We start from the raw sequence: 23,809 nt of genomic DNA, 5'->3' as shown, positions 1-23,809 counted from the left end.
CAAGAGAGGCGCAACTGACGCTGCGCCTCCCTGCCGGCTCTCAGCCCTTCATGGCATCCGCCTTCTCGATCAGCGCCTCGGCCATGCGGATCGAGGCGATGTCGATCAGGCGGCCATCGAGCGAGACGGCGCCGCGGCCGGCCTTGGCGGCCTCTTCCATGGCTTCCAGAATCCGGCGGGCCTTGGTGACCTCGGCCTCGGACGGGGTGAACACCTGGTTGGCCAGATCGATCTGGCTCGGATGGATCGCCCACTTGCCCTCGAAGCCCAGCGCCGCGCAGCGCTTGGCCGCCGAGACGTAGCCGTCCGGATCGGAGAAGTCGCCGAACGGGCCGTCGATCGGGCGCAGGCCATAGGCGCGGCAGGCGATCAGCATGCGGTTCTGGGCGAAGAGCCACGGGTCCTGCCAGTGGGTCTGGCGGTTGCCGCCCTCATCCTTGTCGGTCAGCACCGAGAAGTCCGGGTTCACGCCGCCGATCACGGTCGAGCGGGCGCGGGTCGAGGCGGCGTAATCGGCGACGCCGAACGACATCGCCTCCAGGCGCTTCGAGGATTGGGCGATCGCCTCGACATTGGCCATGCCGAGCGCCGTCTCGATCAGCACCTCGAAGCCGAGCTTCTTCTCACGCTTCTTGGCCTGCTCGATCTGGGTGACCAGCACGTCGATCGCGTAGACGTCCTGCGGCACGCCGACCTTGGGGATCAGCACCATGTCGAGCCGCGGGCAGGCTTCGACGATGTCGACCACGTCGCGGTACATGTAGTGGGTGTCGAGACCGTTGATGCGGATCATCATGGTCTTGTTGCCCCAATCCAGGTCGTTCAGCGCCTGGATGATATTGGTGCGGGCCTTCTCCTTGTCGTCGGGGGCGACGGCGTCTTCCAGATCGAGGAAGATCACGTCGGCGGCCGAGGAGGTCGCCTTCTCCATGAAGGTCGGGTTGGAGCCGGGGACGGCCAGCTCGGAGCGGTGCAGGCGGGCCTTGGCCTGCTGGATCAGGGTGAAGCTCATCGTGGGGTCTCTCTCCTGGTGACGGTTCTGATGCCGGTGCGGGATGCGGTCCCGTTCATCGGCGGCAAATGGCGCGCGCGTGGTTCCCTGACAGGGCGCGGCGGCGCGTTTCGGTTCGCTCCCATCGGCGCATGACATCCCGCGTCCCCCTCCCCCGCAAAGGGGGGAGGGAAGGCGCGTGGTCTCTCTGCATCGCCATCACCCCGTCGCGCCGAAGCCGACCGCGATGCAGTTGATCGACAACAGCAGCGCCGACTTCACCGCCTCGCGCCGGTCCTCGTCGGCCTCGGCCCGATAGCGGGCGAGGAGTTCCACCTGCTCGCGGCTCACCTGATTGATCGTCGGCAGCCGACCCTTGAGCCGGTCGCGGAACAGGGGGAAGCGCTCGGCCAGCTCGGTGCCGCCGCTCACCCGCAGCACCATCTCGCGGGTCAGCGCGTACTCGGCCTCGATCATCGAGAAGATGCGATCGCGAATGCCGGCATCCGGGACGAGGCCCGCATAGGCGCGGGCGATGTCGAGATCGACCATCATCAGCGTCTTCTCGACCTCGTCGAGGACAAGGCGCAGGATGCGCGATTCCTGGAACAGGCGCTTCAAGGTGGCCTCGCCCTCGCGGCCGCGCACCTCGATGAAGCTCGCGAGCCCGGAGCCGACGCCGTACCAGCCGGTGATCACGTGCCGGTTCTGCGACCACGCGAACACCCAGGGGATCGCCCGCAGGTCCGAGAGCGACCGGGCGCCGAATCGGCGGGCCGGGCGCGAGCCGATGTTGAGGAGGGCGATCTCGTCGAGCGGGCTCGCGGCCTGGAAGTAGTCGACGAGTCCGTCGGTCTGGAGCAGCTGCACGTAGGCCGCCCGCGAGGCGCCGGCCAACGCCTCCAGGGCATCGTCGTGGCCGGGCCCCACCCGCTCGCCGTCGCCGGCGAGCGCATGCTCGAACACCGAGGCCGCCAGCAGCTCCATCTGGTAGGCCGCGGTGCCGCGGTTGGCATATTTGAACGAGACGACCTCGCCCTGCTCGGTGGTGCGGAACCGGCCGCGGATCGAGCCCGGCGGCTGGGCCATGATACCCTTCTGGGTCGGCACGCCGCCACGGCTCACCGAGCCGCCGCGCCCGTGGAAAAAGGCGATGCCGATGCCGAGTTCCTGGCCAAGGCGGGTCAGCTTGCTCTGCGCCTTGTAGAGTTCCCAGTTGGCGGCGACGAAACCGCCGTCCTTGTTGGAGTCGGAGTAGCCGATCATCACCTCCTGCACCCCGCCCTGCCAGCGGGTGGAGCGGCGCACCACCGGCGTGCCGAGGAGCGCCCGCATGATCGCCGGGGCGGCGCGCAAGTCGTCGATGGTCTCGAACAGGGGCACGATCGGCAGCGGGCAGATCTCGGTGCCGGCGGCGTCGAGGAACACGCCCGCCTCCTTGGCGAGCAGATAGGCGCCGAGCACGTCCTCGACCGAGCGGGTCATCGACAGCACGAAGGCGCCGAACGCCTCGCGGTCCAGGGCCTCGCGCATCTCGGCCACCAACGCGAAGGTGGCGAGCGTCTCGCGGGCCGCGTCCGGCAGATCCTCGAAGGAGCGCTCGGGATCGCGCGGCCGGGCGAGTTCCGCGTCGAGCCACTGGCGCCATGCGGCGCTGCCGAGGGCCGGGGGCTCCCCCTCGCCGTTGCGCTGGCGCCAGAGGGCGTGGAGCGTGTCGGTGGTCCGGGTGGTGTTCTCGCGCAGGTCCAGCCGGACCGTCGAGAAGCGGAAGATCTCCACCATCCGGCGAACCGGGCGCACGAGGTCGCGGGCCAGCGCCCCGCACTTGGCCTCGGTCAGGCCGCGCTCCAGCGTGCGCAGATCCTCGATCAAGCCGTCCGCACTGGCGTAATCGGGGCCGGAGGGGTGCTCGCCCTCGTTGCGGGCGATCGTCGCCTCGATCTTGCGCAGCACACAGGAGAGATACTGGCGATAGGGCTCGCCCGGATTGCGCCGGGTGATCGCACGGGCCTGGCCGCTCTCGGTGAGCTGCCGGTCGAGCTCCGCGCGGAAACTGTCCGGCAGCGGCAGCGCGCGCTCGGTCAGCGAGAGGGTCCGGCCCAGCTCGCGCACGCCGTCGCGGTAGCGGGTGAGCGAGGCCAGCGCGTTGCGGTGCAGGGTCTGCCGGGTGACGGCCGCCGTGACGTAGGGGTTGCCGTCCCGGTCGCCGCCGATCCACGAGCCGAACTGGAAGAACGGCGGGACCTTGAAGTCCGTCCCCGGATAGGTTTCCGCCAATGCCTCGTGCAGCGTCTCCAGGGTCTCGGGCAGCATCTCGAACAGGGTCTCGTCGAAGAAGTGCAGCCCCCAGGCCACCTCCCGCTCGACGGTGGCCTTCTCCAGGTGCAGCTCGCCCGTCATCCAGACCAGCTCGATCTGGTCGCGCAGCGCGTTCATGAGCCCGTTGCGCTCGCGATCGGTCCAGCGCGGCATCTCCAGCTCGCGCAGCACGAGGTAGATGCGGCGGAATTTTTCCAGCACCGTGACGCGCTTGCCCTCGGTGGGATGGGCGGTGAGCGTCGGGCGGATGCGCAGGTCGGTGAGCAGCGCCTGGATCTTCTCGGGCGGCACGCCCTGCTTTCGGGCGTCAGCAAAGACCTTGGCGAAGGAGCCGCCGAGCGCGGCCCGTCCCTCCGTGCGCTCCACGTGGCGGCGGCGGCGCATCGCGGCGTTCTGCTCGGCGATGGAGATCAGCTGAAACCAGATGCCCTGCACCTGGAGCGCGCGCGCCAGCATCTGCGGCGAGAAGCGCGAGATGTCGGCCGTGCCATGCAGAACGGCTTCGAGGTCCGGATCGTGCCGGCGGGCAACGTCGAGCAGCGCCTGGAACAGGATGTCCAGCGCCTGCTCCGACGACGTGCCGACGATCACCGGCGGCGCGAAGGCCGTGGCATCGACGAGACCGGGGGTTGCGTGAAGGGTACGGGTCATGGGGCCACCTCGTGGCGCAGTGTGTTCGATCGAGCGCGACGCCCCCTCCCCCCTCTGCGGGGGAGGGTGGCCCCTGCGTCAGCAGGGGTCGGGAGAGGGGAGCGCCATGTCCGGAAAGGCCGCGACGGGAGCCGAAGCCCGCACCGTCGCGCTGCCCCTCTCCCGCCCCGCATCCGCGGGGCACCCTCCCCCGCAGAGGGGGGAGGGTTGAGGCGCTGTTACGCCGCCCGGGCGAGCACGTCGGCCACGGTCTGCCCGAAGCTCCCCGGATCTGGCGCCACCGTCAGACCATACGAGCGCATGATCTCCGCCTTCTCGGCCGCGCTGTCGCCGGCCGCCGAGATGATCGCGCCGGCATGGCCCATCCGGCGGCCCTTCGGCGCCGTCAGCCCGGCCACGAAGCCGATGACCGGCTTCGACATGTTCTCGCGGATCCAGGCCGAGGCCTCGGCCTCCTGCGGGCCGCCGATCTCGCCGATCATCAGCACCGCGTCGGTATCCGGGTCGGTCTCGAACAGGGCGAGGTGATCGAGGAACGACGAGCCGTTGATCGGATCGCCGCCGATGCCCACCGAGGTCGAGATTCCCAGGCCCAGTTCCTTGAGCTGCGCGGCGGCCTCGTAGCCCAGCGTCCCCGAGCGGGAGATCACCCCGACATTGCCCGGGAGGTAGATGTGCCCGGGCATGATGCCGAGCATCGCCTTGCCGGGGGAGATGATGCCGGCGCAGTTCGGTCCGACCACCATGGTGCGGCGATCCCGCGGGTAGCGCATCAGGTAGCGCTTCACCCGCATCATGTCCTGGGCCGGGATGCCGTCGGTGATCGAGCAGACGAGCCGCAGCCCGGCATCGGCCGCCTCCATGATGGCGTCCGCCGCGAAGGGGGGCGCCACGAAGGTGATCGAGGTCGTGGCCCCGGTCGCCGCCACCGCCTCCTTGACGGTGTTGAACACCGGCAGGCCGAGATGCGTGCGCCCGCCCTTGCCCGGGGTGACGCCGCCGACGACGTGGGTGCCGTAGTCGAGCATCTCCTTGGCGTGGAAGGTGCCCTTGTCGCCCGTGATGCCCTGGACGATGATCGGGGTGGTCTCGTCGATGAGGATGCTCATGGCGCGGTCCCCCCTCAATGCTTGGTCTTGGCCGCCGCGCAGGCGTCGACCGCCTTGCGGGCCGCCTCCGACAGGGTGTCGGCGGTGATCAGGTCGAGGCCGCTCTCGGCCAGGATTTTCTTGCCCGCTTCCACGTTGGTGCCGGCCAGCCGCACGACGAGCGGCACATCGATCTTCACCTCGCGAGCCGCCTGGATGACGCCCTCGGCGACCCAGTCGCAGCGGTTGATGCCGGCGAAGATGTTGACGAGGATCGCCTTCACGTTGCGATCCGACAGGACCAGCCGGAAGGCCGTCGCCACGCGCTCCGGAGAAGCACCGCCGCCCACGTCCAGAAAGTTCGCCGGCTCGCCGCCCGCGTGCTTGATCATGTCCATCGTGGCCATGGCCAGACCCGCGCCGTTGACGATGCAGCCGATCTCGCCCTCGAGGCCGATGTAGCTGAGGTTGTGCTCGGCGGCCTGGGCCTCGCGGGGATCGCCCTGCGAGGGATCGTGCATGTCGGCGATGCCGGGGCGGCGGAACAGGGCGTTGTCGTCGAACGACATCTTGGCATCGAGGGCCAGCACCCGGTCGTCCTTGGTGACGACCAGCGGGTTGATCTCCAGCATCGTGCCGTCGCAGTCGCGGAACGCCCGGTAGGCGTTCATGATCGTCTTCACCGCGGCCGAGACCTGCTTGATGTTCAGCCCGAGCTGGAACGCGATCTCCCGGGCTTGGAACTGCTGCAGGCCCACCGCCGGCTCGACCACGACCTGGATGAGCGAATCCGGCTCGTTGGCGGCGATCTCCTCGATGTCCATGCCGCCGCGCTGGCTGGCGATGACGCGGACGCGCTCGGCCTTCCGGTCCAGCACGTAGCCGAGATAGAGTTCGCGCTCGAACGGGTCGGCGGTCTCCACGTAGACCCGCTGCACCGGCTTGCCCTCGGGGCCGGTCTGGTGCGTGACGAGGCGCTTGCCCAAAAGCTCCTTGGCGGCGTCGCGGACCTCGTTATAGGTCCGGCACAGCTTGATGCCGCCGGCCTTGCCGCGGGCACCCGCATGGATCTGCGCCTTCACGGCCCAGAACGAGCCGCCGAGCTCGGTGGCGGCGTAGACCGCCTGATCCGGGCTGAACGCGATGGCGCCCTTCGGGACGGCCACGCCGAAGCTCGCGAGCAGCTCCTTGGCCTGATATTCGTGGACGTCCATTCGGCGCCTCCTCCGCGGTTCGTTGCCGCCGTTGACGCCATTCAGTTTAGTTGAGTCGAAAGATTACGCCCGTCAAATTTTTTGATCCGTCGGTTCAGGGGGGCTTTTTCGCAAGCGCAACACGGATCGTATTCGATTTTGCAACGCAACATACAGAAAAACAACGAGGCCGGGGCATGATGCACCCGGCCTCGACTGTCGATCAGGAATTTTGGCAGAGAGGTTTGGCGACGCTGAGCAGTAGAAAGCTGCAGCGACAGCGGCGTGCATCCCCTCCCCCCTCTGCGGGAGAGGGAGACGCACACGATCGTTCAGTTCACCTTGGCTTTCACCACGCCGTAGACCTTCTCGGTCAGCGCGCCGGCATCCGCGAGCAGCTCCTCCAGTTCCTTCAGCCGCTCGTCGGCGAAGTCCCGGTCCTCGAGCCCCTTGGCGTTCACATAGACGTTGAGCGCCGCGCTGCGCAGCCCGGCATAGGCCGAGAGCACCGCCACGCCGGCATCCGACACCACGTTGAGGTTCCCCTTGTCGGCGGTGATCGCCGCGAGGTCGATCACCGCGCGGCAGGCCCGGCAGCAGGCGAGCGGCACGTCGCAGGCCGTCTTGAGCGCCGCCTGGATCTTGTCCGCGCGCGCCGCCTTCTCGTCGTCGGTGGCCTTGGGCAGGCCGTAGGCCCCCATCACGGCGTCGAAGGCCTGGACGTCCTCGCCGATCATGCCGGTGAGCACCACCCGCAACCCCTCGGACTTGGCCAGAACGTCCTTCAGCTCGGCCTCGACCTCGACGTACTTCTTCTTGCCGATGGTGAGGTTGCAGACCATCGATACCAGGGCCGCGCCCATGGCGCCGGAGATCGCCGCCGCGCCGCCGCCGCCGGGGGTCGGGGCGGCACTCGCGAGCTCCGTCAGGAACGTTTCGATGCTGTCGGTCTCGGGGCGATGCGTCTCGGTCACCGGCGCCTCCTCAGGCCATCGACTTGGCGAGGGCGTAGATCTCCTCGGCATCGAGCACCTTGTCGGTGCTCTCGAAGAGCTGGCCGACGCAGGCGCGGTGCAGCTTGAGCTTAAGCCCGCCGATGCCCAGGGCGCCGAAGGCCTGCTTGCCGTTGCGCTCCTTGCCCTTGTCCATCACCTCGATGCCGCCGATGCCGGTCGGGGGCTGGGCGTTGTAGTCGGCCACGAACTCGATGGACGATTCCTGCGCCCAAGCGGCCTCCGGCAGCAGCTCGACGCCGATGGCGCCGGCGGAGAACACGAGGTTTGTGCCCTTCACCAGGGCGACGCGGGAGGCCTCGTCCGGGGTGGCGGCGGCCTTCACGTTGACCTTGAACCGCTGGTTGATCTGATCCGCGGCGGCCTGGGTCTTGTCGAGGGCGCGACCCGCGATGGTGACCTCGGCGCCCTCGCCGGCGAGCAGAGCCGCCGAGCGCATGCCGACCGGGCCGGTGCCCGCCAGCACGACGGCCTTCTTGCCCTGGAGCGAGCCTGCAGCCTTGGCCACCAGCGCGACGCCCGCGGCGGCCGTGGTGTTGGAGCCGTTGGAATCGAGCATCACCGAGACCCGGAACGGGCCGAAGAAGCGCTTCTTGACCGCGGTGAACAGCTCCTCGCCGGCCGCCATGCTGCCGCCGCCGACGAAGATCGCCGTCGACTTCTTCTCGGAGCCGCCACGGGTGTAGATCGTGCCGTCGACCAGCGCGCCGACATTGTCGGGGTTCACGCCGCCATAGCCGGTGATGTGGTCCGCGCCGCCGTCGTAGCCGACGACCGTGTCGAACACGTTCGGAACGGCATCGGTGTCGAACAGGAACAGCAGTTTCTTCGTCATTTCTTCTGGGACCTTTCCGTCGCGCCCGTGAGGCGCCGGCGCTGATGTTGATTGTGTCGATGCGGAAACGCAGCCCCTCTCCTCCCCCTTGCGGGGAGGAGCCGGAGGTGGGGGTGGTGCAGAATCGAGCGAAGCGGTGCCTCCTGCACCACCCCCACCCCTAACCCCTCCCCGCAAGGGGGAGGGGAAAGCCCGCCGTAGATCTTGAGCTCAGGCTTCGACCACGTTCTGCGGCTTGCCCGCCACGAACGCCTCGACGTTGTCGACGAGCTGGTCCGCCAGGATCTGCATCGCCTCCTTGCTGGCCCAGGCGACGTGCGGCGTGACGATCAGGTTCGGCAGGTCGGCCTCGCACAGGATGTTGCCGTCCTTGGGCGGCTCCTGCGCCACCACGTCGAAGCCGGCGCCCGCGATGGTGCCGTCCTTGAGCGCTTCGAGCAGAGCCGCCTCGTCCACCAGCCCGCCCCGGGCCGTGTTGATGAGGATGGCGCTCTTCTTCATCTTCTTGAGTTCGGCGGCGCCGATCATCCCCTTGGTGTCGGGGGTCAGCGGCACGTGCAGCGTGATCACGTCGGACTGCGCGAGGATCGTCTCGAAATCGACGAGCCCCTCCTGCGGGAACACGTCGTAGGCGATGACCGTCATGCCGAGCGCCTCGGCGCGCTTGGCGATCGACTTGCCCAGCGCCCCGTAGCCGACGATGCCGAGCGTCGAGCCGGCGATGTCGTAGATCGGATAATCGAAGTAGCAGAACTGCTTGGACTTCGCCCAGTCGCCGCGCTTGACCGAGTTGGCGTAGGGCACGATCGCCCGGCGCAGGGCGAACATCAGCCCGACCACGTGCTCGGGCACCGTGTTGAACGCGTAGTTGCGGATGTTGACGACCGTGATGCCCTGCTGCTTGGCCTGGGCCTTGTCGACCACGTCGGTGCCGGTGGCGGCGACCGCGATCAGCTTCAGGTCGGGGAGCTGCTTCAGGGTCTCGGCCCGCATCGGGACCTTGTTGATCAGCGCGATCTCCGCCCCCTGAAGGCGGGAGACGATCTCCTCCGGCGTCCAGGTCGAGTCATGCTCGACGTATTCGTGCGGGAAGTTGAATGGCCGAACCTTCGCGTCGAGGGACTCACGGTCCAGGAACACGATCTTCTTGGTCATAGGACCCCTCTCGGACGACGGGCGGTTTCCTCGATAGTCTTGGTCTTCTTGCGCGTCGGGGCGGGCCCGGCAACCCGGCCCCGCCCCGAACGCGTGCGCCGATCACGCCTTATGCAGCGGATTCTCGCGCAGGTAGCTGGAGGCGGCGGCGACGCCCGAGCCCGGCGTGACCTTGATGCCGCAATCGATCATGGCCATCTCGGCGCCCGCGATGGCGCCCAGGAGCGACAGCTCGTTCAGGTCGCCGAGGTGGCCGATGCGGAACACCTTGCCGGCGACTTTCGACAGGCCGGCGCCCAGCGAGAGGTTGTAGCGCTCGTAGGCGTGGGTGATCACCTTGGCGGCGTCGGCGCCCTCCGGCACCACGATCGCCGTGACCGTGTCGGAGTTCCACTTCGGCTCCTTGGCGCAGGGCTTGAGGCCCCAGGCCGCTACGGCCTGACGGGTCGCCTCGGCGAGCACGTGATGGCGGTGGTAGACGTTCTCCAGCCCCTCCTCCTTCACGATCGCCAGGGCCTCGCGCAGGCCGTAGAGCAGCGGCAGGACGGGGGTGTAGGGGAAGTAGCCGGTGGCGTTGGCGGCCAGCTGATCCTTCCAGGCGAAGTAGGCGTGGCCCAGCCGGTCGTTGCGGCCAGTGCCGCCCTCGGCGATCTTGAGCGCCTTCTGGCTGATGCAGATCAGGCCGAGGCCGGCCGGCAGCATGAAGCCCTTCTGCGAGCCCGCGATGGCGCAATCGACCTTCCAGTCGTCCATGTAGAACGGCAGCGAGCCGATCGACGAGATGCCGTCCACGAACAGCAGCGCCGGGTGGCCGGCGGCGTCGATCGCCTTGCGCACCGCGCCGATGTCGCTGGTGACGCCCGTGGCGGTCTCGTTGTGGACGACCATCACGGCCTTGATCTTATGATCCTTGTCGGCCCGGAGCGCCTCTTCGATCTTCTGCGGATCGGCGCCGGTGCCCCACTCCTCGTCCTGGACGACCACGTCGAGCCCGAGGCGCTGGGCCATGTCGATCCAGAGGTGGCTGAACTGGCCGTAGCGCGAGGTCAGCACCGTGTCGCCGCGGCAGAGGGTGTTGGACAGGGCCGATTCCCAGATGCCGGTGCCCGAGGACGGGAACAGGATCACGGTCCCGGCGGTCGAGCCGAACACCATCTTGGAATCCTGCAGGAGCGGCTTCACCAGCTCGGGGAAGCTCGGCGAGCGGTGATCCTCCGACGGCACGTGCATGGCGCGCAGGACGCGCTCCGGGATGTTGGTGGGGCCGGGGATGAAGAGGTGGTTGCGACCGGGGCGCCGGGTTGCGGCCATGATGTTTCCTCCGAATAATCCGTTGCGCGCGAACTCGCGCCCGCGCCGGTTGTCCAAATGTCTCGGGAGTCGGTCCGGCGGCGGTCGCGGCGCGTTCCGCGCGCCTTCGAACCCCTGCCAGGGCCGTGAAGTGGGGGGCGCTGCGGAGCGGCAGGCGGCCTCACGCCGCTCGCGTCGCGACGCGCCCCCGCGCGCCGGTCGCCTCCGAATGGCCGTCCCGTCCAACGGCCCTCGGGCCGTCCTCGCCGCCTTCCTGTCTACGCCCGGCCGAACCCTCATAGGCCGCCAGTTCCTGGTATTATGAGGCGCCGAGGCTCGAAAGGAAAACCGGAAAAACTTCCGGAACTTGGCAAAAAAATTTTTTGTGCGGCGCAACGAAGCCGATCTTCGGTTGAGAGGCTTCGCCGCAGCGCACGCAACCTGCGGCAGATGGTGCCTGATCGCGTCATCAAACTGAGATGGGATCGCGCTCTGGATCCCGGCACCGTTCGCCGCCGGGAGAGGAAGCCGTGGCCGAGGTTGAGGAGATGCCGGTCCGGGTCCGGACGCTGTTCCTGTCGGATCTGCATCTCGGGACGCGCGGCTGCCAAGCCGGGCTGCTGCTGTCGTTCCTGCGGGACTACGACGCCGACACGATCTACCTCGTGGGCGACATCGTGGACGGCTGGCAGCTCCGGTCCGGATGGTACTGGCCGCAGGAGCACAACGACGTCGTGCAGAAGCTCCTGCGCAAGGTCCGCAAGGGCGCCCGGATCGTCTACCTGCCGGGCAACCACGACGAGTTCCTGCGCGACTATGTCGGCATGAATTTCGGCGGCATCGAAGTGGCCGAGACCGCGATCCACGAGGCCGCCGACGGGAAGCGCTACCTCGTGATCCACGGGGACCAATTCGACATGGTGGTGCGGCACTCGCCCTGGCTCGCCCATCTCGGCGACGGGGCCTACACGCTGGCGCTGACCCTCAACACGGTTCTCAACAAGGTTCGGCGGCGGGTCGGTCTCTCCTATTGGTCGCTCTCGGCCTGGGCGAAGCTGCGGGTGAAGAACGCCGTCAGCTTCATCGGCCGGTTCGAGACGATCCTGGCCGAGGAGGCCCGCCGGCAGGGCGCCAACGGCGTGATCTGCGGCCACATCCACCACGCGGCCGATCGGCCGATCGGCGATCTGCGCTACCTCAACACCGGCGACTGGGTCGAATCCTGCACCGGGATGGTGGAGCATTACGACGGCCGCATCGAGGTTCTGCACTACCCGAGCATCCTGCGCGCCCGCGCGGCGGAGACCGTGCCGCAACCGGTCCCCGGCCGGCGCGCGGTGGCGTGAGGGCATCACCCGTGAAGCTCCTGATCGCCAGCGACGCGTGGCACCCGCAGGTCAACGGCGTGGTGCGCTCCCTGGAGCAGATGGTCCGCCGCGCGCCCGAGCACGGGTTCGAGACGACGCTGCTGACGGCGGCGGATTTCCCCTCGCTGCCCATGCCGGGCTATCCGGAGATCCGCCTCGCCTATGTCGCCCGGTCACGGGTGGCGGCGCGCTGGCAGGCGGAACGGCCGAGCCATGTCCACATCGCCACCGAGGGTCCGGTGGGGTTCGCGGCGCGGCGGCACTGCCTGTCCCACGGCCTGCCCTTCACCACGAGCTACCACACGCGCTTCCCCGAATATCTCGCGGCCCGCCTGCCGGTGCCGGAGGCGTGGTCCTACGCCTATCTGCGCCGGTTCCACGGGGCCGCCCGCGGCACGATGGTGAGCACCGCCTCGCTCCAGGGCGAGCTGGAGGCCCGCGGCTTCACCCATCTGATGCGTTGGACCCGCGGGGTCGATACCGAGCGGTTCCGCCCCGCCGCCCCCGGCACGCCGCCGCCCGCGGAGCTCGCGGATCTGCCGCGGCCGCTGTTCCTCTATGTCGGCCGGCTGGCGGTGGAGAAGAACATCGCGGCTTTCCTGAAGCTCGACCTGCCGGGCACCAAGGTGGTGGTCGGCGACGGGCCGGACCGGGGGCGGCTGCAGGGGCTGGCGCCCGACGCCCGGTTCCTCGGAACGCGGACGGGGGCGGCGCTGGCGGCGACCTACGCGGCCTGCGACGTGTTCGTGTTCCCGAGCCTGACCGACACGTTCGGGATCGTGCTGCTGGAGGCGCTGGCCTGCGGCCTCCCGGTGGCGGCCTTTCCGGTGCCCGGCCCGAACGACGTGATCGGGGGCACCCGCGTGGGAATCCTCGACCAGGATCTGCGCGCCGCAGCCCTCGCCGCCCTCGACCTGTCCCGAGCCGAGTGCCGAGCCGAGGCCCTGCGCCGGGGCTGGGACGTGAGTGCGGGCCAATTCTTCGGCAACATCATCGAGGCGCATGGCGGCGAGCGCCTTGTCCGGGACGCCGCCTGATCGGGTTTCCAATGGGCTTGCCCTTGGGTGGGTCGTCGGGGCAAAGCCCTGACGGTGTTGCAGGGCCCTGCCCTGCACCCGCAAAAGGTCGCAGACCTTTTGAAACCATGACACTCGCGATCCCACGGGAGAGGGCCATGTCAGCCGCTCGGGCGATGGCGCGCCCGTTCGATCCGTCCCGCGCCGCCGCTTATCCCCCGGCGATCGGCTGCGACGAGGTCGGGCGCGGGGCCTTGTGCGGCCCGGTCGTGGTGGCGGCGGTCTGGTTCGATCCGGCGGCGATCCGGCCCGACCTGCTCGCGGCCCTCGACGACAGCAAGCGGCTCCTCGAGCCCGAGCGGGACCGGCTCGCCCCTCTGATCCGCGCCGAGGCCCGCGTGGCGGTTTCCGCCGGTTCCCGGGCGCTGATCGACCGGATCAACATCCGCGCCGCCACCCTCGACGCGATGGCGCGCGCGGTCGCCCGGCTGGGGATCGCGGCGCCCGTCCTCGTCGACGGGCGCGATGCGCTGCCCGGCCTGCCCGGCCGCGCGGTGGTCGGCGGCGACCGTCTGGTTCCGCAGATCGCCGCGGCCTCGATCGTCGCCAAGGTGTTCCGCGATACGCTGATGCGGCGCCTCGCCCTGCGCCACCCCGGCTACGGCTGGGAGCGCAACGTCGGCTACGGCACCGCCCTCCACCGGGCCGGCCTGATCAGCCTCGGCCGCAGCCCGCACCATCGGCTGAGCTTCACCCGCGGGTTCGATGGGGTTCCCCAAGGGCGAGCCCTTGGGCGGGTTCTCAGGGCGGAGCCCTGAGATCTTGATCAGGGCGCTCCCTCAGAATAGCGCCAGCTGCGCACCCGGCTTCCGGAACGCCTCGCGGTTCAGCGCCATCCGGCCGAAGCCGTAGCCGAGCCGAGTCCCGGCGATCCGGACGCGCTGGCCGATCATCGCCGCGTAGGCGCCCTCGCCGCGGAAGCGGTGGCCGAACCGGGGATCGTTCTCGCGTCCGCCCCGGGCCTGCCGCAGCAGCGCGAAGGCACGGTCCTTCCGCTCCGGATAGTGCTCGGCGAACCAGTCGGCCATCAGGTCGGCGACCTCTCCGGGCAACCGCAGCAGGGCGTGACCGATGCGGCTCGCGCCATGCTCCCGGGCGCAAGCGAGGATCGCCTCGATCTCGTGATCGGTCAGCCCCGGGATGATCGGCGAGACGTTGACCATCACGGGCACCCCCGCCGCGCTCAGGCGCGTCATCGCGGCGAGGCGCTTCTCCGGCCGGGGCGCGCGGGGATCGAGCCGCCGGGCGAGGGCCGCATCCAGGGTCGGCAGCGAGATCGCCACGAGGACGAGGTCATCGGCGGCCATGTCGGCCAGGATATCGAGGTCTCGCAGCACGAGGTCGGACTTCGTGGTGATGCCGACGGGGTGTCGCGCGTCGCGCAGCACCTCCAGCACCGCCCGGGTGAGGCGATGCGTGCGCTCGGCCGGCTGATAGGGATCGGTCGCCGTGCCCAGCGCGATCGTGTCCGGGCTGTAGCCCGGCGCCGCGAGTTCCCGCACGAGGAGCCGGGCCGCGTCCGGCTTGGCGAAGATCCGGGACTCGAAGTCGAGCCCCGGCGACAGGCCAAGCCAGGCATGGGTCGGCCGCGCGTAGCAGTAGATGCAACCGTGCTCGCAGCCGCGATAGGGGTTGATCGAGCGGTCGAACGGAATGTCGGGCGACGTGTTGCGGGCGATGATCCGCGACGACCGCTCCGCCGTCACCTGCGTGCGCAGAGGCGCCGGATCGTCGGCGACCCAGTCGGGATCGTGGAACGCCTCGCGCCGGGCCGCCTCGAAACGGCCGGTCGGGTTGGAGATCGCCCCACGCCCCCGGCGGCCGGCCTCGTGCGGCGCGCTGGCTTCGAGCCGCCGCGCGGTCCCCGGTCGCGATCCGTCGCGCGAACCCGTCTGGTCGCCCGCCATGATGTGTCCCCTGTTTAACGTGAAACATATAGAGAACATCGCGCTGGAAGGCGCCTGTTTTTCAGGCAAACCCCGCGTGTCAGCGTCTCACGGACGCGTCCTCATGTTGCGGAGACGCCGGAATGGTTTACGGCGGCGCAAAATCGTCTATGCGCGCGCTGATGCTTTCTGCGGTGACCTATCTGGCCGATCCGGCCCATCCGGACGCGATTGATCGCCTCGCCGATACCCTCGGCGTGCTCGTCTCCGGCGTCGCCGGGGGGCTGATCGGCGACGCCGTGATCGTGTCGGGCCGCGCGAGCGAGGCGGTGGCGGCCGTCGCCGAGGCGACCGGGGCGGCCCTCGTCGTCCACGGGGGCGCCGGCCCCTACGCGGCGGGCGCCGCCCTGGCACGCCGCGACTGGATCCTCTGCCTGGAGGCCGGGGACGTCCCGGCCGAAGGCTGGATCCGCACCCTCGACCGCTTCGTCGGCACCGCCCGGCCGGAGACCGGCCTCGGCCGCCTGCGCCGCCCGGCGGCCGGCTGGCGGGCCCGGCTGATCGGACGGATCGAGATCCTGACCGGCGCCCCTCGGGCCAGGGCGGGCGACGTGGTCCGCCGCGAGGCGCTGCGATGCGGGCCGGCCTTCGCGGCGCGCCTCAAGGTTCGCCCCTTGATCGCCCGTATCGACCGGGCCTGATCCAAAGATTATTGCGATACGGCTCGTTGTTGTCGCTCAATTCGCCTCTACAACACCCTTAGCGTGGCAAAGGATTTGCGGCCGTTCCATCCGCGGGGGGACGCGTACGCCCGCTCCACCCTGGAAAGGATGTTGCGATGGATGCGTCAGGCCTGATGGGGCGGAAATCGGTCGACGACATCATCAGGAGCGGCGAAGGCGAGCAGCAGCTCTCGAAAACGCTCGGCGCCCTGTCGATCACCGCGATGGGCATCGGCGCGATCATCGGGGCCGGGATCTTCGTCCTGACCGGTACGGCCGCGGCCCAGTATGCCGGGCCGGGGATCATGCTGTCCTTCGTGCTCGGCGGCATCGCCTGCGCGTTCGTCGGCCTGTGCTACTCCGAAATGGCGGCGCTGATCCCGGTGGCGGGGTCGAGCTATACCTACACCTACGCGACGCTGGGCGAGTTCTTCGCGTGGCTGATCGGCTGGGACCTGATCCTCGAATACGCCATGGGGGCCGCCACCGTGGCGGTGGGCTGGTCGGGCTACGTCACCAGCATCCTGAAGGATGTGGGGATCGTGATCCCGGCCCAGTTCGCGCACGCACCCGGCACGCCGATCGACGGCGGCGGCACCGCCCTGCTCAACCTCCCCGCCGTGCTGATCGTGGCGCTGATCACGCTCCTGCTGATGCGCGGCACGCAGGAATCGGCGCGCTTCAACAACATCATGGTGGCGGTGAAGCTCACCGTGGTGGTGGCCTTCATCGCGCTGGGCTGGGGCCATGTCGATTCGGCGAACTGGCACCCGCTGATCCCCGAGAATGACGGCACGTTCGGGCATTTCGGCTACAGCGGCATCCTGCGCGGCGCCGGCGTCGTGTTCTTCGCCTTCATCGGCTTCGATGCCGTCTCGACCGCCGCCCAGGAGGCGCGCAAGCCCCAGAAGGACATGCCGATCGGCATCCTGGGATCGCTGGCGGTCTGCACGATCCTGTACGTGCTGGTGGCCGCGGTGCTCACCGGGCTCGTCCCCTACAAGGAGCTCAACGTACCCGATCCGATCGCCAAGGGCGTCGACGTGATCGGCATTGGCTGGTTCGCCCTGCTGATCAAGCTCGGCGCGCTGACCGGGCTGACCACCGTGATCCTCGTGCTGCTCTACGGCCAGAGCCGGATCTTCTTCACCATGGCGCAGGACGGCCTGCTGCCGAAGATGTTCTCCCACGTGCATCCGACCTACCAGACGCCCTACCGCAGCCAGGCGCTGATCGGGGCCGCGGTGGCGCTGGTGGCGGCCCTGGTGCCGATCAACATCCTGGGCGAGATGGTGAGCATCGGGACGCTCGCGGCCTTCATCCTGGTCTGCGGCGCGGTGATCTACCTGCGCCGGACGAACCGGACCATGAAGCGCCCGTTCCGGGCCCCCGCCGTGCCGATGGTGCCGATCCTCGGCATCCTGTTCTGCCTGCTCCTGATGGCCGGCCTGCCGCTCGACACGTGGCTGCGGCTGGTGATCTGGATGGCGATCGGGCTGGTCGTGTACTTTTTCTACGGACGGAAGCACTCGGTCCTGCGCCGCAAGGAGGGGACCACGGCGTAGCGCCGTTCGGGATGGGATCCAGGTCGGCTGGCGCGGCGGATCCACCTCCCCTCTACGGGCTACCGGCGACACCGATTTGACGCAGGCGGCTTATGCCAGAGCGCTACGAGCCCCCTCTCCCGGGCGGGAGAGGGGGCCCGCGCTCTTCCAGGCTGGCGGGCGAGCCCGCAAACCTGTGGAGCCCGTAGCTCTGCGGGTAAGGGAACGCCTCGCGCCTCACACGGATATGCTCGCCCCCCGCCGCAGATGCTCGTCGAGACGCGGCATGATCTCCACGAAGTTGCAGGGCCGGTGCCGGTAGTCGAGCTGCTGCGCCAGGATCCCGTCCCAGGCGTCCCGGCAGGCGCCGGGGGAGCCCGGCAGCACGAACACGTAGGTTGCCCGCGCGACCCCCGCGGTGGCGCGCGACTGCAGGGTCGAGGTCCCGATCTTGTCGTAGGAGATGCGGTGGAACACGGCGGAAAAGCCGTCCATCCGCTTCTCGAACAGGGGCTCCAGCGCCTCCGGGGTCACGTCGCGCCCGGTGAAGCCCGTGCCGCCCGTGGTCAGCACCACGTCGACGCCCGGATCGCGCAGCCACGCCTCGACCTGACCGCGGATCGCCGGGACCTCGTCGGGCACGATGGCCCGCGCCGCGAGCCGGTGGCCCGCCTCCGTGAGACGCTGGACCAGCGTGTCGCCGGAGCGGTCGTCCTCCGGGCGGCGGGTGTCCGACACGGTCAGCACCGCGATCGACAGGGGGATGAAGGCGCGGGGGGCGGGCTGGTCGGCCATGGATCGGGTCTCCGGGACAGGCGCCCGATATGGGCCCGCCGCTTCGGGTTGTCGCCCCCAGGCAGCCGCAGCGCCCCCCTTGCGGCGCGCCGCAAACTCGGCTGTGCTCACCGGAGCCTCGGGAGATCTCCACATGCACATGTACGGCAACTGGCGCTCGGCCGCCGCCTTCCGGGTGCGAATCGCCCTGAAGCTGAAGGGCATCGCCTACGAGGAGACGTTCATCGACCTCGACGCGGGCGATCAGCACAAGCCGGACTTCCGGGCGATCAACCCGCAGGGCGCGGTGCCGGCCCTGTTCGACGGCGACGGGCCGCCGCTCACCCAGTCGCTCGCGATCCTCGACTACCTGGAGGAGACGAAGGGCGGCGTGCGCCTCCTGCCGGAGGAGCCCCGGGCGCGGGCCCGGGCGCGCTCCCTGGCGCAGGTGGTGGCCTGCGACACGCACCCCCTCTACGTGCCGCGGGTGCGCAATTTCCTGATGGAGCACTACGACCTGCCCCGGGAGCGGATGCTCGACTTCCTGCGCAACGCCTTCGAGTCCGGCCTGCGGACGCTGGAAACGCGGCTCGCCAACGAGCCCGGGACCGGCCGATTCTGCCAGGGCGACGCGGTGAGCCACGCCGATCTCTGCCTCGTCAGCCTCTGGGTCGGCACCGGCATCTTCGGCGTGGACACGGCGGCCTATCCGACGGTCGGGCGGATCGCCGCGGAGTGCCTCGCCCTGCCGGCGGTGGCCGAGGCGCATCCCCTGCGGCAACCCGGCGCCCCGAAGGCGTGACCCGGAACGCACGCTCCGGCTGCGCGTGGCTTCGTCACGCGTGCTCACGATCGGCGGATGTGGCAATCGGACACCCGGTCCGTGTAAGCAGGCCGGCGGTTTAATCCCGGTGCGGGAGCGGAAAGAGTGTCGATGGCATCCGTCGAGAACGAGTCAGGTCTGCATCGGGTCGTCGTGGTGGGCGGCGGGGCCGCCGGGCTTCAGCTGGTGACGAAGCTCGGCGAAAAGCTGGGCCGCGGCAAGCGCGCCCATATCACGCTGGTGGACCGCGCCCGCACGCATATCTGGAAGCCGCTGCTGCACGAGGTGGCGGCCGGCAGCCTCGATGTCGGCCACCACGCGGTCGATTACCTGCACCACGCCCACATCCACGGCTTCCGCTACCGAATCGGGCGGATGACCGGCCTGGACCGGGAGGCGCGCACGATCCAGCTCGCGGCGAGCCACGACGCCGAAGGCCGCGAGATCACGCCGGAGCGCGCGGTCCCCTACGACACGTTGGTGATGGCCGTGGGCTCCACCACCAACGATTTCGGCACGCCGGGAGTCGCCGAGCACGCCATCGCGCTGGACACCCAGGATCAGGCGGTGCGCTTCCACCAGCGCCTCGTGAACGCCTCCCTGCGGGCCCACACCCAGGCCGGCCCGGTCCGCCCCGGGCAGCTCCACGTGACGGTGATCGGCGCGGGCGCCACCGGCACCGAGCTCGCCGCCGAGTTGCATCGGACCCTGCGCCACGTGGTCTCCACCGGTCTTGACAAGATCGATCCCGGCAAGGACATCCGCATCACCCTGGTGGAGGCGGCCGAACGGATCCTGCCGGCGGTGCCGCAGCGCCTCTCGGTCGAGGTGATGCAGCTCCTCAACAAGATCGGCGTCGATGTCCGCGTGAAGGCGCGGGTGACCGAGGTGCGGGCGGACGGCGTGCAGCTCGCCGACGGCACCTTCATCCCGTCGGAGCTGGTGGTCTGGGCGGCGGGCGTGAAGGCGCCGCCCTTCCTCCAGGGCATCGGCGGGCTGGAGACGACGCGCACCAACCAGCTCGTGGTCACCCCGACCCTGCAGACGACCCGGGACCTCGACATCTTCGCGATCGGCGATTGCGCCTATCTGGTCGAGGCGGGCTCCGACACGCCGGTGCCGCCGCGCGCCCAGGCGGCGCATCAGCAGGCGAGCCACCTGATCGGCCAGATCAAGGCCAGGATTGACGGCAAGCCGCTCAAGCCCTTCAAGTACAAGGATTTCGGCTCGCTGGTCTCGCTCGGCGAGTATTCGACGGTCGGCAGCCTGATGGGCTTCGTGCGCGGCAAGAACATGCTGATCGCCGGGCTGTTCGCCCGGGTGATGTACCGCTCGCTCTACAAGATGCACGAGCAGGCGCTGCACGGCACCATCAAGACGGCCCTCGACACCCTGGCGCGCGCCCTCACCCGCCGCACCGAGCCCCGGGTGAAGCTGCATTAGGGTCGGCTCTTACGACGCGCGGGAAACCCGTGGTCCTACCCCCTCCCCTCATCCTGAGGTGCCCGCAGCGGCGGGCCTCGAAGGAGGGCTCCAGGGATCGCTAAGCTGGCCGGAGGGCTCCTTCGAGGCCTCCGCTGCGCTCCGGCACCTCAGGATGAGGGCGCGGGCTGGGATTCCAGCGGACTGGGAAACCGGGTGCAGATTTCAAGCAAGGACGGGGAACGGCCCTACCCCCGCGCCCGTGCCCGGATCATGAAGTTGTCGTAGGTGTATTCCGCGACCTGGAACCAGAGGTATTCCTCGTTCCGGAAGGTGCGCATCGCCTCGTAGACCCGGCGGAAATCGGCGTTCTTGGCGGCGATCTCGCCGTAGACGTCGTTGGCGTTCTTGAGGGCGGCCTCCATCACGTCCTGCGGGAAGGGCCGCAGCAGCGCGCCGCCAGCGACCAGCCGGCGCAGGGCCTGGGGGTTGCGCGCGTCGTACTTGGCCTGCACCTCGGCGCCGACCTGAGCGGCGGCGGCCCGCAGGATCGCCTGATAGGATTTCGGCAGCCCCTTCCACGCCTCGGCGTTGAACCAGAAGTGCAGCATCGCGCCGCCCTCCCAGAAGCCGGGATAATGGTAGACCGGCGCGACCTTCTGCAGCCCGAGGCGCTCGTCGTCGTAGGGGCCGATCCACTCGGCGGCGTCGATCTTCTTCGCTTCCAGGGCCGCGTAGATCTCAGAACCGGGGATCGTCTGCGGCTGGACGCCGAACTTGGTGAGCACCTGCCCACCCATGCCGTCGATCCGGAACTTGAGCCCCTGGAGATCGGCGACGCTCTTGATCTCGCGCCGGAACCAGCCGCCCATCTGCGCGCCCGTATTCCCACCGGGCAGGCAGACGAGGCCGGCCTTCGCGAAGACCTCGGCAAAAAGCTCCGCCGCGCCCCCGGCCAGCCACCATGCGGCGCCCCCCCGGGCGTTGAGCCCGAACGGCACGGCGGTGGCGAGCGCGAAGGTCGGGTCCTTGGCCATGCCCAGGGTCGCCGGGCCATGGCCCATCTCGACCGTGCCGGCCGCCACGGCGTCCAGGAGCCCCTCCGCGGGCACCGGCTCCCCGGGACCCTGGACCTTGATCTGAAACCGGCCGTCCGTCGCCTCGGCGGCGATCCGGCTGAGCGACTCGGAGGCGCCGAACAGGATGTCCAGGGTCTTGGCGTAGGCCGAGGACAGGCGCCAGCGCAGTTCGGGGGCGCCCTCGGCGCGTGCCGGAGCGGCGAGCGGCCCGGCGACGGCCGCGCCGAGGCCAGCGGCCAGGAGGGTGCGCCGCGTTCCGGCCTTCGAGGGATGCGCGATGAGCGTGTCGTCCAACGGTATCTCGTCCGAGCGTGTGATGTCCGTCCGGCGCGGATTCGCCGGCCGCAGCTAGCATGTCCGCACCGGTTCTCGAAAGCCGCGGGCGGCGGCGGCAGTTCCGTCGCGGCTCGAATCGGAGGCCGGCCCGTGCTAGGCGCCGGGCATGGAACCCACCCCCGCCGTCACCCTGCACACCGTCTGCGGCCTGGAGGAGCTGGCCGGGCACGGGACCCGCGGCGTCAGCCATGTCCTGTCCCTGCTCGATCCCGGCACGCCGGATCCGGAGGCCTTCGCGGCCTACGGCGCCCATACGCGAACGACCTTGCGCTTTCACGACTGTCTGGGGCCCGGCGACGGCCTCGTACCGCCCGAGCCGGAGGACGTCGCGGCGATCCTCGCCTTCGGGCGGCAGCTCGACGGGGCGGCGCATCTGCTGGTGCATTGCCATTACGGCCTGTCGCGCTCCACCGCGGCGCTGCTGATGCTGTTCGCGCAGGCCGAGCCGGAGGCGCCGGCCGAAACCCTGGTGGCGCGGCTCCACGCCCTGCGCGAGCCGGCCTGGCCCAACGCGCGGATGATCGGCTTTGCGGACGCGCAGCTCGGCCGCGCGGGACGGCTCAGCGAGGCGGTGCGGCAGCTTCATACTCTGCAGTTGGGGGTGCGGCCGCACCTCGCCGAGTTGCTGCGCGGGCTGGGGCGCGGGGCGGAGGTCGACGCGGCGGAGGCCTGAGTGGACAGATTCGCGCGGCGGGCCGGACGCGGTGGCGCTGAAATCCTTCGTTGGATCAGGGCGCGGCGGATCGGCCCGGTGGCGGGAAACGCCTCACTTCCCCGCCGGCGTGAAGCTCCCGTCCTTCCAGACGTAGAGCACGTAGCCCTGCGCGGTGACGTCGCCCTTGGCGTCGAACCCGACCGTGCCGAGCACGAGGTCGAACCGCTCCGTGTGCAGCGCCTGCGCGATCGGCTTCGGCTCGACCGAATGCGCGAAGTTGCCGGCGGCCACCAGGGCCTGCATGGCCGCGTAGCCGTAGATCGTCGAGCCGGTGGGATCGACGCCCTCGGCCTTGAAGGCCTTCACCACGTTGGCGGCGGCGGGCTGGCGGCTCGGATCGAGGTAGAAAGTCATGAGCACGCCGTTGCTCGCGGGCCCTGCGATCTTGGCGAAGTCCGGCGTGGCGATGGCCGAGGTGCCGAACCATTGCGGGCGAAAACCCCGGTCGGCGGCGATCTTCACGAGGCGCCCCATCTCGGCGGCGTCGCCGCCGTAATAGACCACGTCGATCCCCGCACCCTTGAGGCGGTCGGCCAGGGCGGCATCGTCGGCGTCGCTCGGCGAGAACGAGAGCGACAGGGTCTCGTTGACGCCGATCCGGTTGAGATTGTCCTTGGTGGCCGCCGCGAGCGCCCGGGAGGCCGGGGTCTGATCCTGGATCAGCGCGATCTTCCGGTCGCGGAACCGCTCGGCCAGCACGGCGGCCGACAGGCGCGCCTGATCGTCGTCGCGCCCGCAGACCCGGAAGATGGTCGGCAGCCCGCGGTCGGTGAGCCGGGCCGCCACGGAGGCGGCGGTGATCATCACCACGCCGTTCTGGGCGTAGATGTCGGAGGCGGCGATCGAGGCATTCGAGCAGACGTGCCCGACGACGAGGCGCACGTTCCCGCGCACGAAATGGTTGGCTACCGCCGTCGCGGTATTCGAGTCGCAGGCATCGTCCTGCACGTCGAGGGTCACGGGCTGGCCGTCGAGCCCCCCCATGGCGTTGGCGTCGCGCGCCGCGGCCTCGGCCCCGCGCAGCACCTGCTCGCCGACCGCCACATAGGGCCCCGAGCGCGGGACCGCGACGCCGATCACCACGTCGGCCTTCGCCGGCACCGCCGGGAGGAGCGCGACACACAGGCTTAGGGATATCAGCGCGGGCCGGAACGGCCCGCTGGCGGGGACGACGCGTCCGATCTTCATCGGGCTCTTCTAGGCATCCTTGCGCGCGGCCACCACAGGCGGAAGGCATGCGGCATCCGCGCCGCATTCTCGCACCGCACCCTTTGCCCATACGCGAGGACGCGGGGAAACGCGATTTTTTTCCGCGTCCTTTCGAGCGTCGTCCCGCCTTACTTTGCGTAGTAGTAGGCCGTGGCGACAGACGAGACCGGCCCGGTGACGCCGCTGAAGGCGGTCAGCACCTTCGAGACCTCGGTGAACGGCGCGTTCGACACGTAGACGAGGTCGCGGTTGCGCATCCGGAACGCCTGAGACACGAACAGGCTGTTCGGGTCGCGCATGTCGATCCGGTACACCACCGGC

At 69.7% G+C, this 23,809-nt stretch carries 20 protein-coding genes and 1 pseudogene; 8 read left to right on the top strand and 13 right to left on the bottom strand.

Annotated elements, in window-relative coordinates; genetic code table 11:
• Positions 1 to 40 precede the first annotated feature (40 nt).
• From AAHG09_RS09865 to AAHG09_RS09830, 8 genes are all read right to left on the bottom strand, one after another.
• Positions 41 to 1,012, bottom strand: a complete 972-nt coding sequence (locus tag AAHG09_RS09865) for an HpcH/HpaI aldolase/citrate lyase family protein (RefSeq protein WP_244004478.1) — start codon at positions 1,010 to 1,012, stop codon at positions 41 to 43.
• Positions 1,013 to 1,210: 198 nt separating this feature from the next.
• Positions 1,211 to 3,961, bottom strand: coding sequence for a phosphoenolpyruvate carboxylase (locus AAHG09_RS09860; RefSeq protein WP_342106859.1), 2,751 nt, complete (start codon positions 3,959 to 3,961; stop codon positions 1,211 to 1,213).
• A 218-nt stretch (positions 3,962 to 4,179) separates the two neighbouring features.
• On the bottom strand, positions 4,180 to 5,070 hold the full coding sequence (gene sucD / locus AAHG09_RS09855) for a succinate--CoA ligase subunit alpha (RefSeq protein WP_342106858.1): 891 nt from the start codon (positions 5,068 to 5,070) through the stop codon (positions 4,180 to 4,182).
• 14 nt (positions 5,071 to 5,084) lie between these two features.
• Positions 5,085 to 6,263, bottom strand: a complete 1,179-nt coding sequence (locus AAHG09_RS09850) for a malate--CoA ligase subunit beta (protein ID WP_342106857.1) — start codon at positions 6,261 to 6,263, stop codon at positions 5,085 to 5,087.
• 311 nt (positions 6,264 to 6,574) lie between these two features.
• Positions 6,575 to 7,216, bottom strand: coding sequence for a methenyltetrahydrofolate cyclohydrolase (gene fchA, locus AAHG09_RS09845; protein WP_342106856.1), 642 nt, complete (start codon positions 7,214 to 7,216; stop codon positions 6,575 to 6,577).
• 10 nt (positions 7,217 to 7,226) lie between these two features.
• Positions 7,227 to 8,090 (bottom strand): NADP-dependent methylenetetrahydromethanopterin/methylenetetrahydrofolate dehydrogenase, encoded by an 864-nt coding sequence (locus AAHG09_RS09840; RefSeq protein ID WP_342106855.1) that lies wholly within the window; start codon positions 8,088 to 8,090, stop codon positions 7,227 to 7,229.
• Positions 8,091 to 8,300: 210 nt separating this feature from the next.
• The gene (locus tag AAHG09_RS09835) at positions 8,301 to 9,245 is read right to left on the bottom strand and encodes a D-2-hydroxyacid dehydrogenase (protein WP_342106854.1); all 945 of its coding nucleotides are present in this window, start codon (positions 9,243 to 9,245) and stop codon (positions 8,301 to 8,303) included.
• Between the two features lie 102 nt (positions 9,246 to 9,347).
• Positions 9,348 to 10,556: an aminotransferase class V-fold PLP-dependent enzyme gene (locus AAHG09_RS09830; protein ID WP_342106853.1), complete on the bottom strand. Its 1,209-nt coding sequence runs from the start codon at positions 10,554 to 10,556 to the stop codon at positions 9,348 to 9,350.
• Positions 10,557 to 11,083: 527 nt separating this feature from the next.
• On the opposite strand from AAHG09_RS09830, the gene AAHG09_RS09825 reads away from it, so the two are divergent.
• The 3 genes from AAHG09_RS09825 to AAHG09_RS09815 all read left to right on the top strand — a co-directional run bounded on the left by AAHG09_RS09825 (position 11,084) and on the right by AAHG09_RS09815 (position 13,736).
• Complete coding sequence (locus AAHG09_RS09825) at positions 11,084 to 11,881, top strand: UDP-2,3-diacylglucosamine diphosphatase (protein ID WP_412760023.1); 798 nt, start codon at positions 11,084 to 11,086, stop codon at positions 11,879 to 11,881.
• An 11-nt stretch (positions 11,882 to 11,892) separates the two neighbouring features.
• A complete protein-coding gene (locus AAHG09_RS09820) occupies positions 11,893 to 12,939 on the top strand; it encodes a glycosyltransferase family 4 protein (protein WP_342106850.1) in 1,047 nt (348 codons plus the stop codon).
• Positions 12,940 to 13,076: 137 nt separating this feature from the next.
• Positions 13,077 to 13,736 (top strand): ribonuclease HII, encoded by a 660-nt coding sequence (locus AAHG09_RS09815; RefSeq protein WP_342106848.1) that lies wholly within the window; start codon positions 13,077 to 13,079, stop codon positions 13,734 to 13,736.
• Between the two features lie 21 nt (positions 13,737 to 13,757).
• Here the strand turns inward: AAHG09_RS09815 and AAHG09_RS09810 are convergent, their stop codons facing one another.
• Entirely contained in the window at positions 13,758 to 14,885 is a 1,128-nt protein-coding gene (locus AAHG09_RS09810) for a PA0069 family radical SAM protein (RefSeq protein WP_342106846.1), read from the bottom strand.
• Positions 14,886 to 15,034: 149 nt separating this feature from the next.
• On the opposite strand from AAHG09_RS09810, the gene AAHG09_RS09805 reads away from it, so the two are divergent.
• Complete coding sequence (locus AAHG09_RS09805; protein WP_342106845.1) at positions 15,035 to 15,565, top strand: hypothetical protein; 531 nt, start codon at positions 15,035 to 15,037, stop codon at positions 15,563 to 15,565.
• A gap of 137 nt (positions 15,566 to 15,702) precedes the next feature.
• A complete protein-coding gene (locus tag AAHG09_RS09800) occupies positions 15,703 to 17,151 on the top strand; it encodes an amino acid permease (RefSeq protein WP_342106844.1) in 1,449 nt (482 codons plus the stop codon).
• Between the two features lie 216 nt (positions 17,152 to 17,367).
• On the opposite strand, the gene moaB is transcribed toward AAHG09_RS09800, so the two are convergent.
• Entirely contained in the window at positions 17,368 to 17,925 is a 558-nt protein-coding gene (gene moaB, locus AAHG09_RS09795) for a molybdenum cofactor biosynthesis protein B (protein WP_342106843.1), read from the bottom strand.
• A gap of 133 nt (positions 17,926 to 18,058) precedes the next feature.
• On the opposite strand from moaB, the gene maiA reads away from it, so the two are divergent.
• Positions 18,059 to 18,706: a maleylacetoacetate isomerase gene (maiA, locus tag AAHG09_RS09790; protein WP_342106842.1), complete on the top strand. Its 648-nt coding sequence runs from the start codon at positions 18,059 to 18,061 to the stop codon at positions 18,704 to 18,706.
• A gap of 132 nt (positions 18,707 to 18,838) precedes the next feature.
• Entirely contained in the window at positions 18,839 to 20,170 is a 1,332-nt protein-coding gene (locus AAHG09_RS09785; RefSeq protein WP_342106841.1) for an NAD(P)/FAD-dependent oxidoreductase, read from the top strand.
• Positions 20,171 to 20,397: 227 nt separating this feature from the next.
• On the opposite strand, the gene AAHG09_RS09780 is transcribed toward AAHG09_RS09785, so the two are convergent.
• Positions 20,398 to 21,528 (bottom strand): TRAP transporter substrate-binding protein, encoded by a 1,131-nt coding sequence (locus tag AAHG09_RS09780; RefSeq protein WP_342107389.1) that lies wholly within the window; start codon positions 21,526 to 21,528, stop codon positions 20,398 to 20,400.
• A gap of 142 nt (positions 21,529 to 21,670) precedes the next feature.
• On the opposite strand from AAHG09_RS09780, the gene AAHG09_RS09775 reads away from it, so the two are divergent.
• Positions 21,671 to 22,237 carry a tyrosine phosphatase family protein gene (locus AAHG09_RS09775; protein WP_342106839.1) on the top strand — a complete coding sequence of 189 codons (567 nt, stop codon included), beginning with the start codon at positions 21,671 to 21,673 and terminating at the stop codon, positions 22,235 to 22,237.
• Positions 22,238 to 22,330: 93 nt separating this feature from the next.
• Here AAHG09_RS09775 and AAHG09_RS09770 read toward each other — a convergent pair whose 3' ends face one another.
• Together AAHG09_RS09770 and AAHG09_RS09765 are read right to left on the bottom strand one after the other, a co-directional pair.
• The gene (locus tag AAHG09_RS09770; RefSeq protein WP_342106838.1) at positions 22,331 to 23,467 is read right to left on the bottom strand and encodes a branched-chain amino acid ABC transporter substrate-binding protein; all 1,137 of its coding nucleotides are present in this window, start codon (positions 23,465 to 23,467) and stop codon (positions 22,331 to 22,333) included.
• Between the two features lie 149 nt (positions 23,468 to 23,616).
• Positions 23,617 to 23,809: pseudogene (locus AAHG09_RS09765) on the bottom strand (polysaccharide biosynthesis/export family protein); the annotation flags it as partial.

The sequence above is a fragment of the Methylobacterium guangdongense genome (genome assembly GCF_038442355.1).
Classification (GTDB): domain Bacteria; phylum Pseudomonadota; class Alphaproteobacteria; order Rhizobiales; family Beijerinckiaceae; genus Methylobacterium; species Methylobacterium guangdongense.
This window is presented reverse-complemented; position numbering and strand designations above follow the sequence as displayed.

Coding starts and splice junctions, on each gene's coding strand:
- AAHG09_RS09865 (WP_244004478.1), bottom strand. CDS start 1,012: ATGAGCTTCACCCTGATCCAGCAGGCCAAGGCCCGCCTGCACCGCTCC.
- AAHG09_RS09860 (WP_342106859.1), bottom strand. CDS start 3,961: ATGACCCGTACCCTTCACGCAACCCCCGGTCTCGTCGATGCCACGGCC.
- sucD (WP_342106858.1), bottom strand. CDS start 5,070: ATGAGCATCCTCATCGACGAGACCACCCCGATCATCGTCCAGGGCATC.
- AAHG09_RS09850 (WP_342106857.1), bottom strand. CDS start 6,263: ATGGACGTCCACGAATATCAGGCCAAGGAGCTGCTCGCGAGCTTCGGC.
- AAHG09_RS09840 (WP_342106855.1), bottom strand. CDS start 8,090: ATGACGAAGAAACTGCTGTTCCTGTTCGACACCGATGCCGTTCCGAAC.
- AAHG09_RS09835 (WP_342106854.1), bottom strand. CDS start 9,245: ATGACCAAGAAGATCGTGTTCCTGGACCGTGAGTCCCTCGACGCGAAG.
- AAHG09_RS09830 (WP_342106853.1), bottom strand. CDS start 10,556: ATGGCCGCAACCCGGCGCCCCGGTCGCAACCACCTCTTCATCCCCGGC.
- AAHG09_RS09825 (WP_412760023.1), top strand. CDS start 11,084: ATGCCGGTCCGGGTCCGGACGCTGTTCCTGTCGGATCTGCATCTCGGG.
- AAHG09_RS09815 (WP_342106848.1), top strand. CDS start 13,077: ATGTCAGCCGCTCGGGCGATGGCGCGCCCGTTCGATCCGTCCCGCGCC.
- AAHG09_RS09810 (WP_342106846.1), bottom strand. CDS start 14,885: ATGGCGGGCGACCAGACGGGTTCGCGCGACGGATCGCGACCGGGGACC.
- AAHG09_RS09805 (WP_342106845.1), top strand. CDS start 15,035: ATGCGCGCGCTGATGCTTTCTGCGGTGACCTATCTGGCCGATCCGGCC.
- AAHG09_RS09800 (WP_342106844.1), top strand. CDS start 15,703: ATGGATGCGTCAGGCCTGATGGGGCGGAAATCGGTCGACGACATCATC.
- moaB (WP_342106843.1), bottom strand. CDS start 17,925: ATGGCCGACCAGCCCGCCCCCCGCGCCTTCATCCCCCTGTCGATCGCG.
- maiA (WP_342106842.1), top strand. CDS start 18,059: ATGCACATGTACGGCAACTGGCGCTCGGCCGCCGCCTTCCGGGTGCGA.
- AAHG09_RS09785 (WP_342106841.1), top strand. CDS start 18,839: ATGGCATCCGTCGAGAACGAGTCAGGTCTGCATCGGGTCGTCGTGGTG.
- AAHG09_RS09775 (WP_342106839.1), top strand. CDS start 21,671: ATGGAACCCACCCCCGCCGTCACCCTGCACACCGTCTGCGGCCTGGAG.
- AAHG09_RS09770 (WP_342106838.1), bottom strand. CDS start 23,467: ATGAAGATCGGACGCGTCGTCCCCGCCAGCGGGCCGTTCCGGCCCGCG.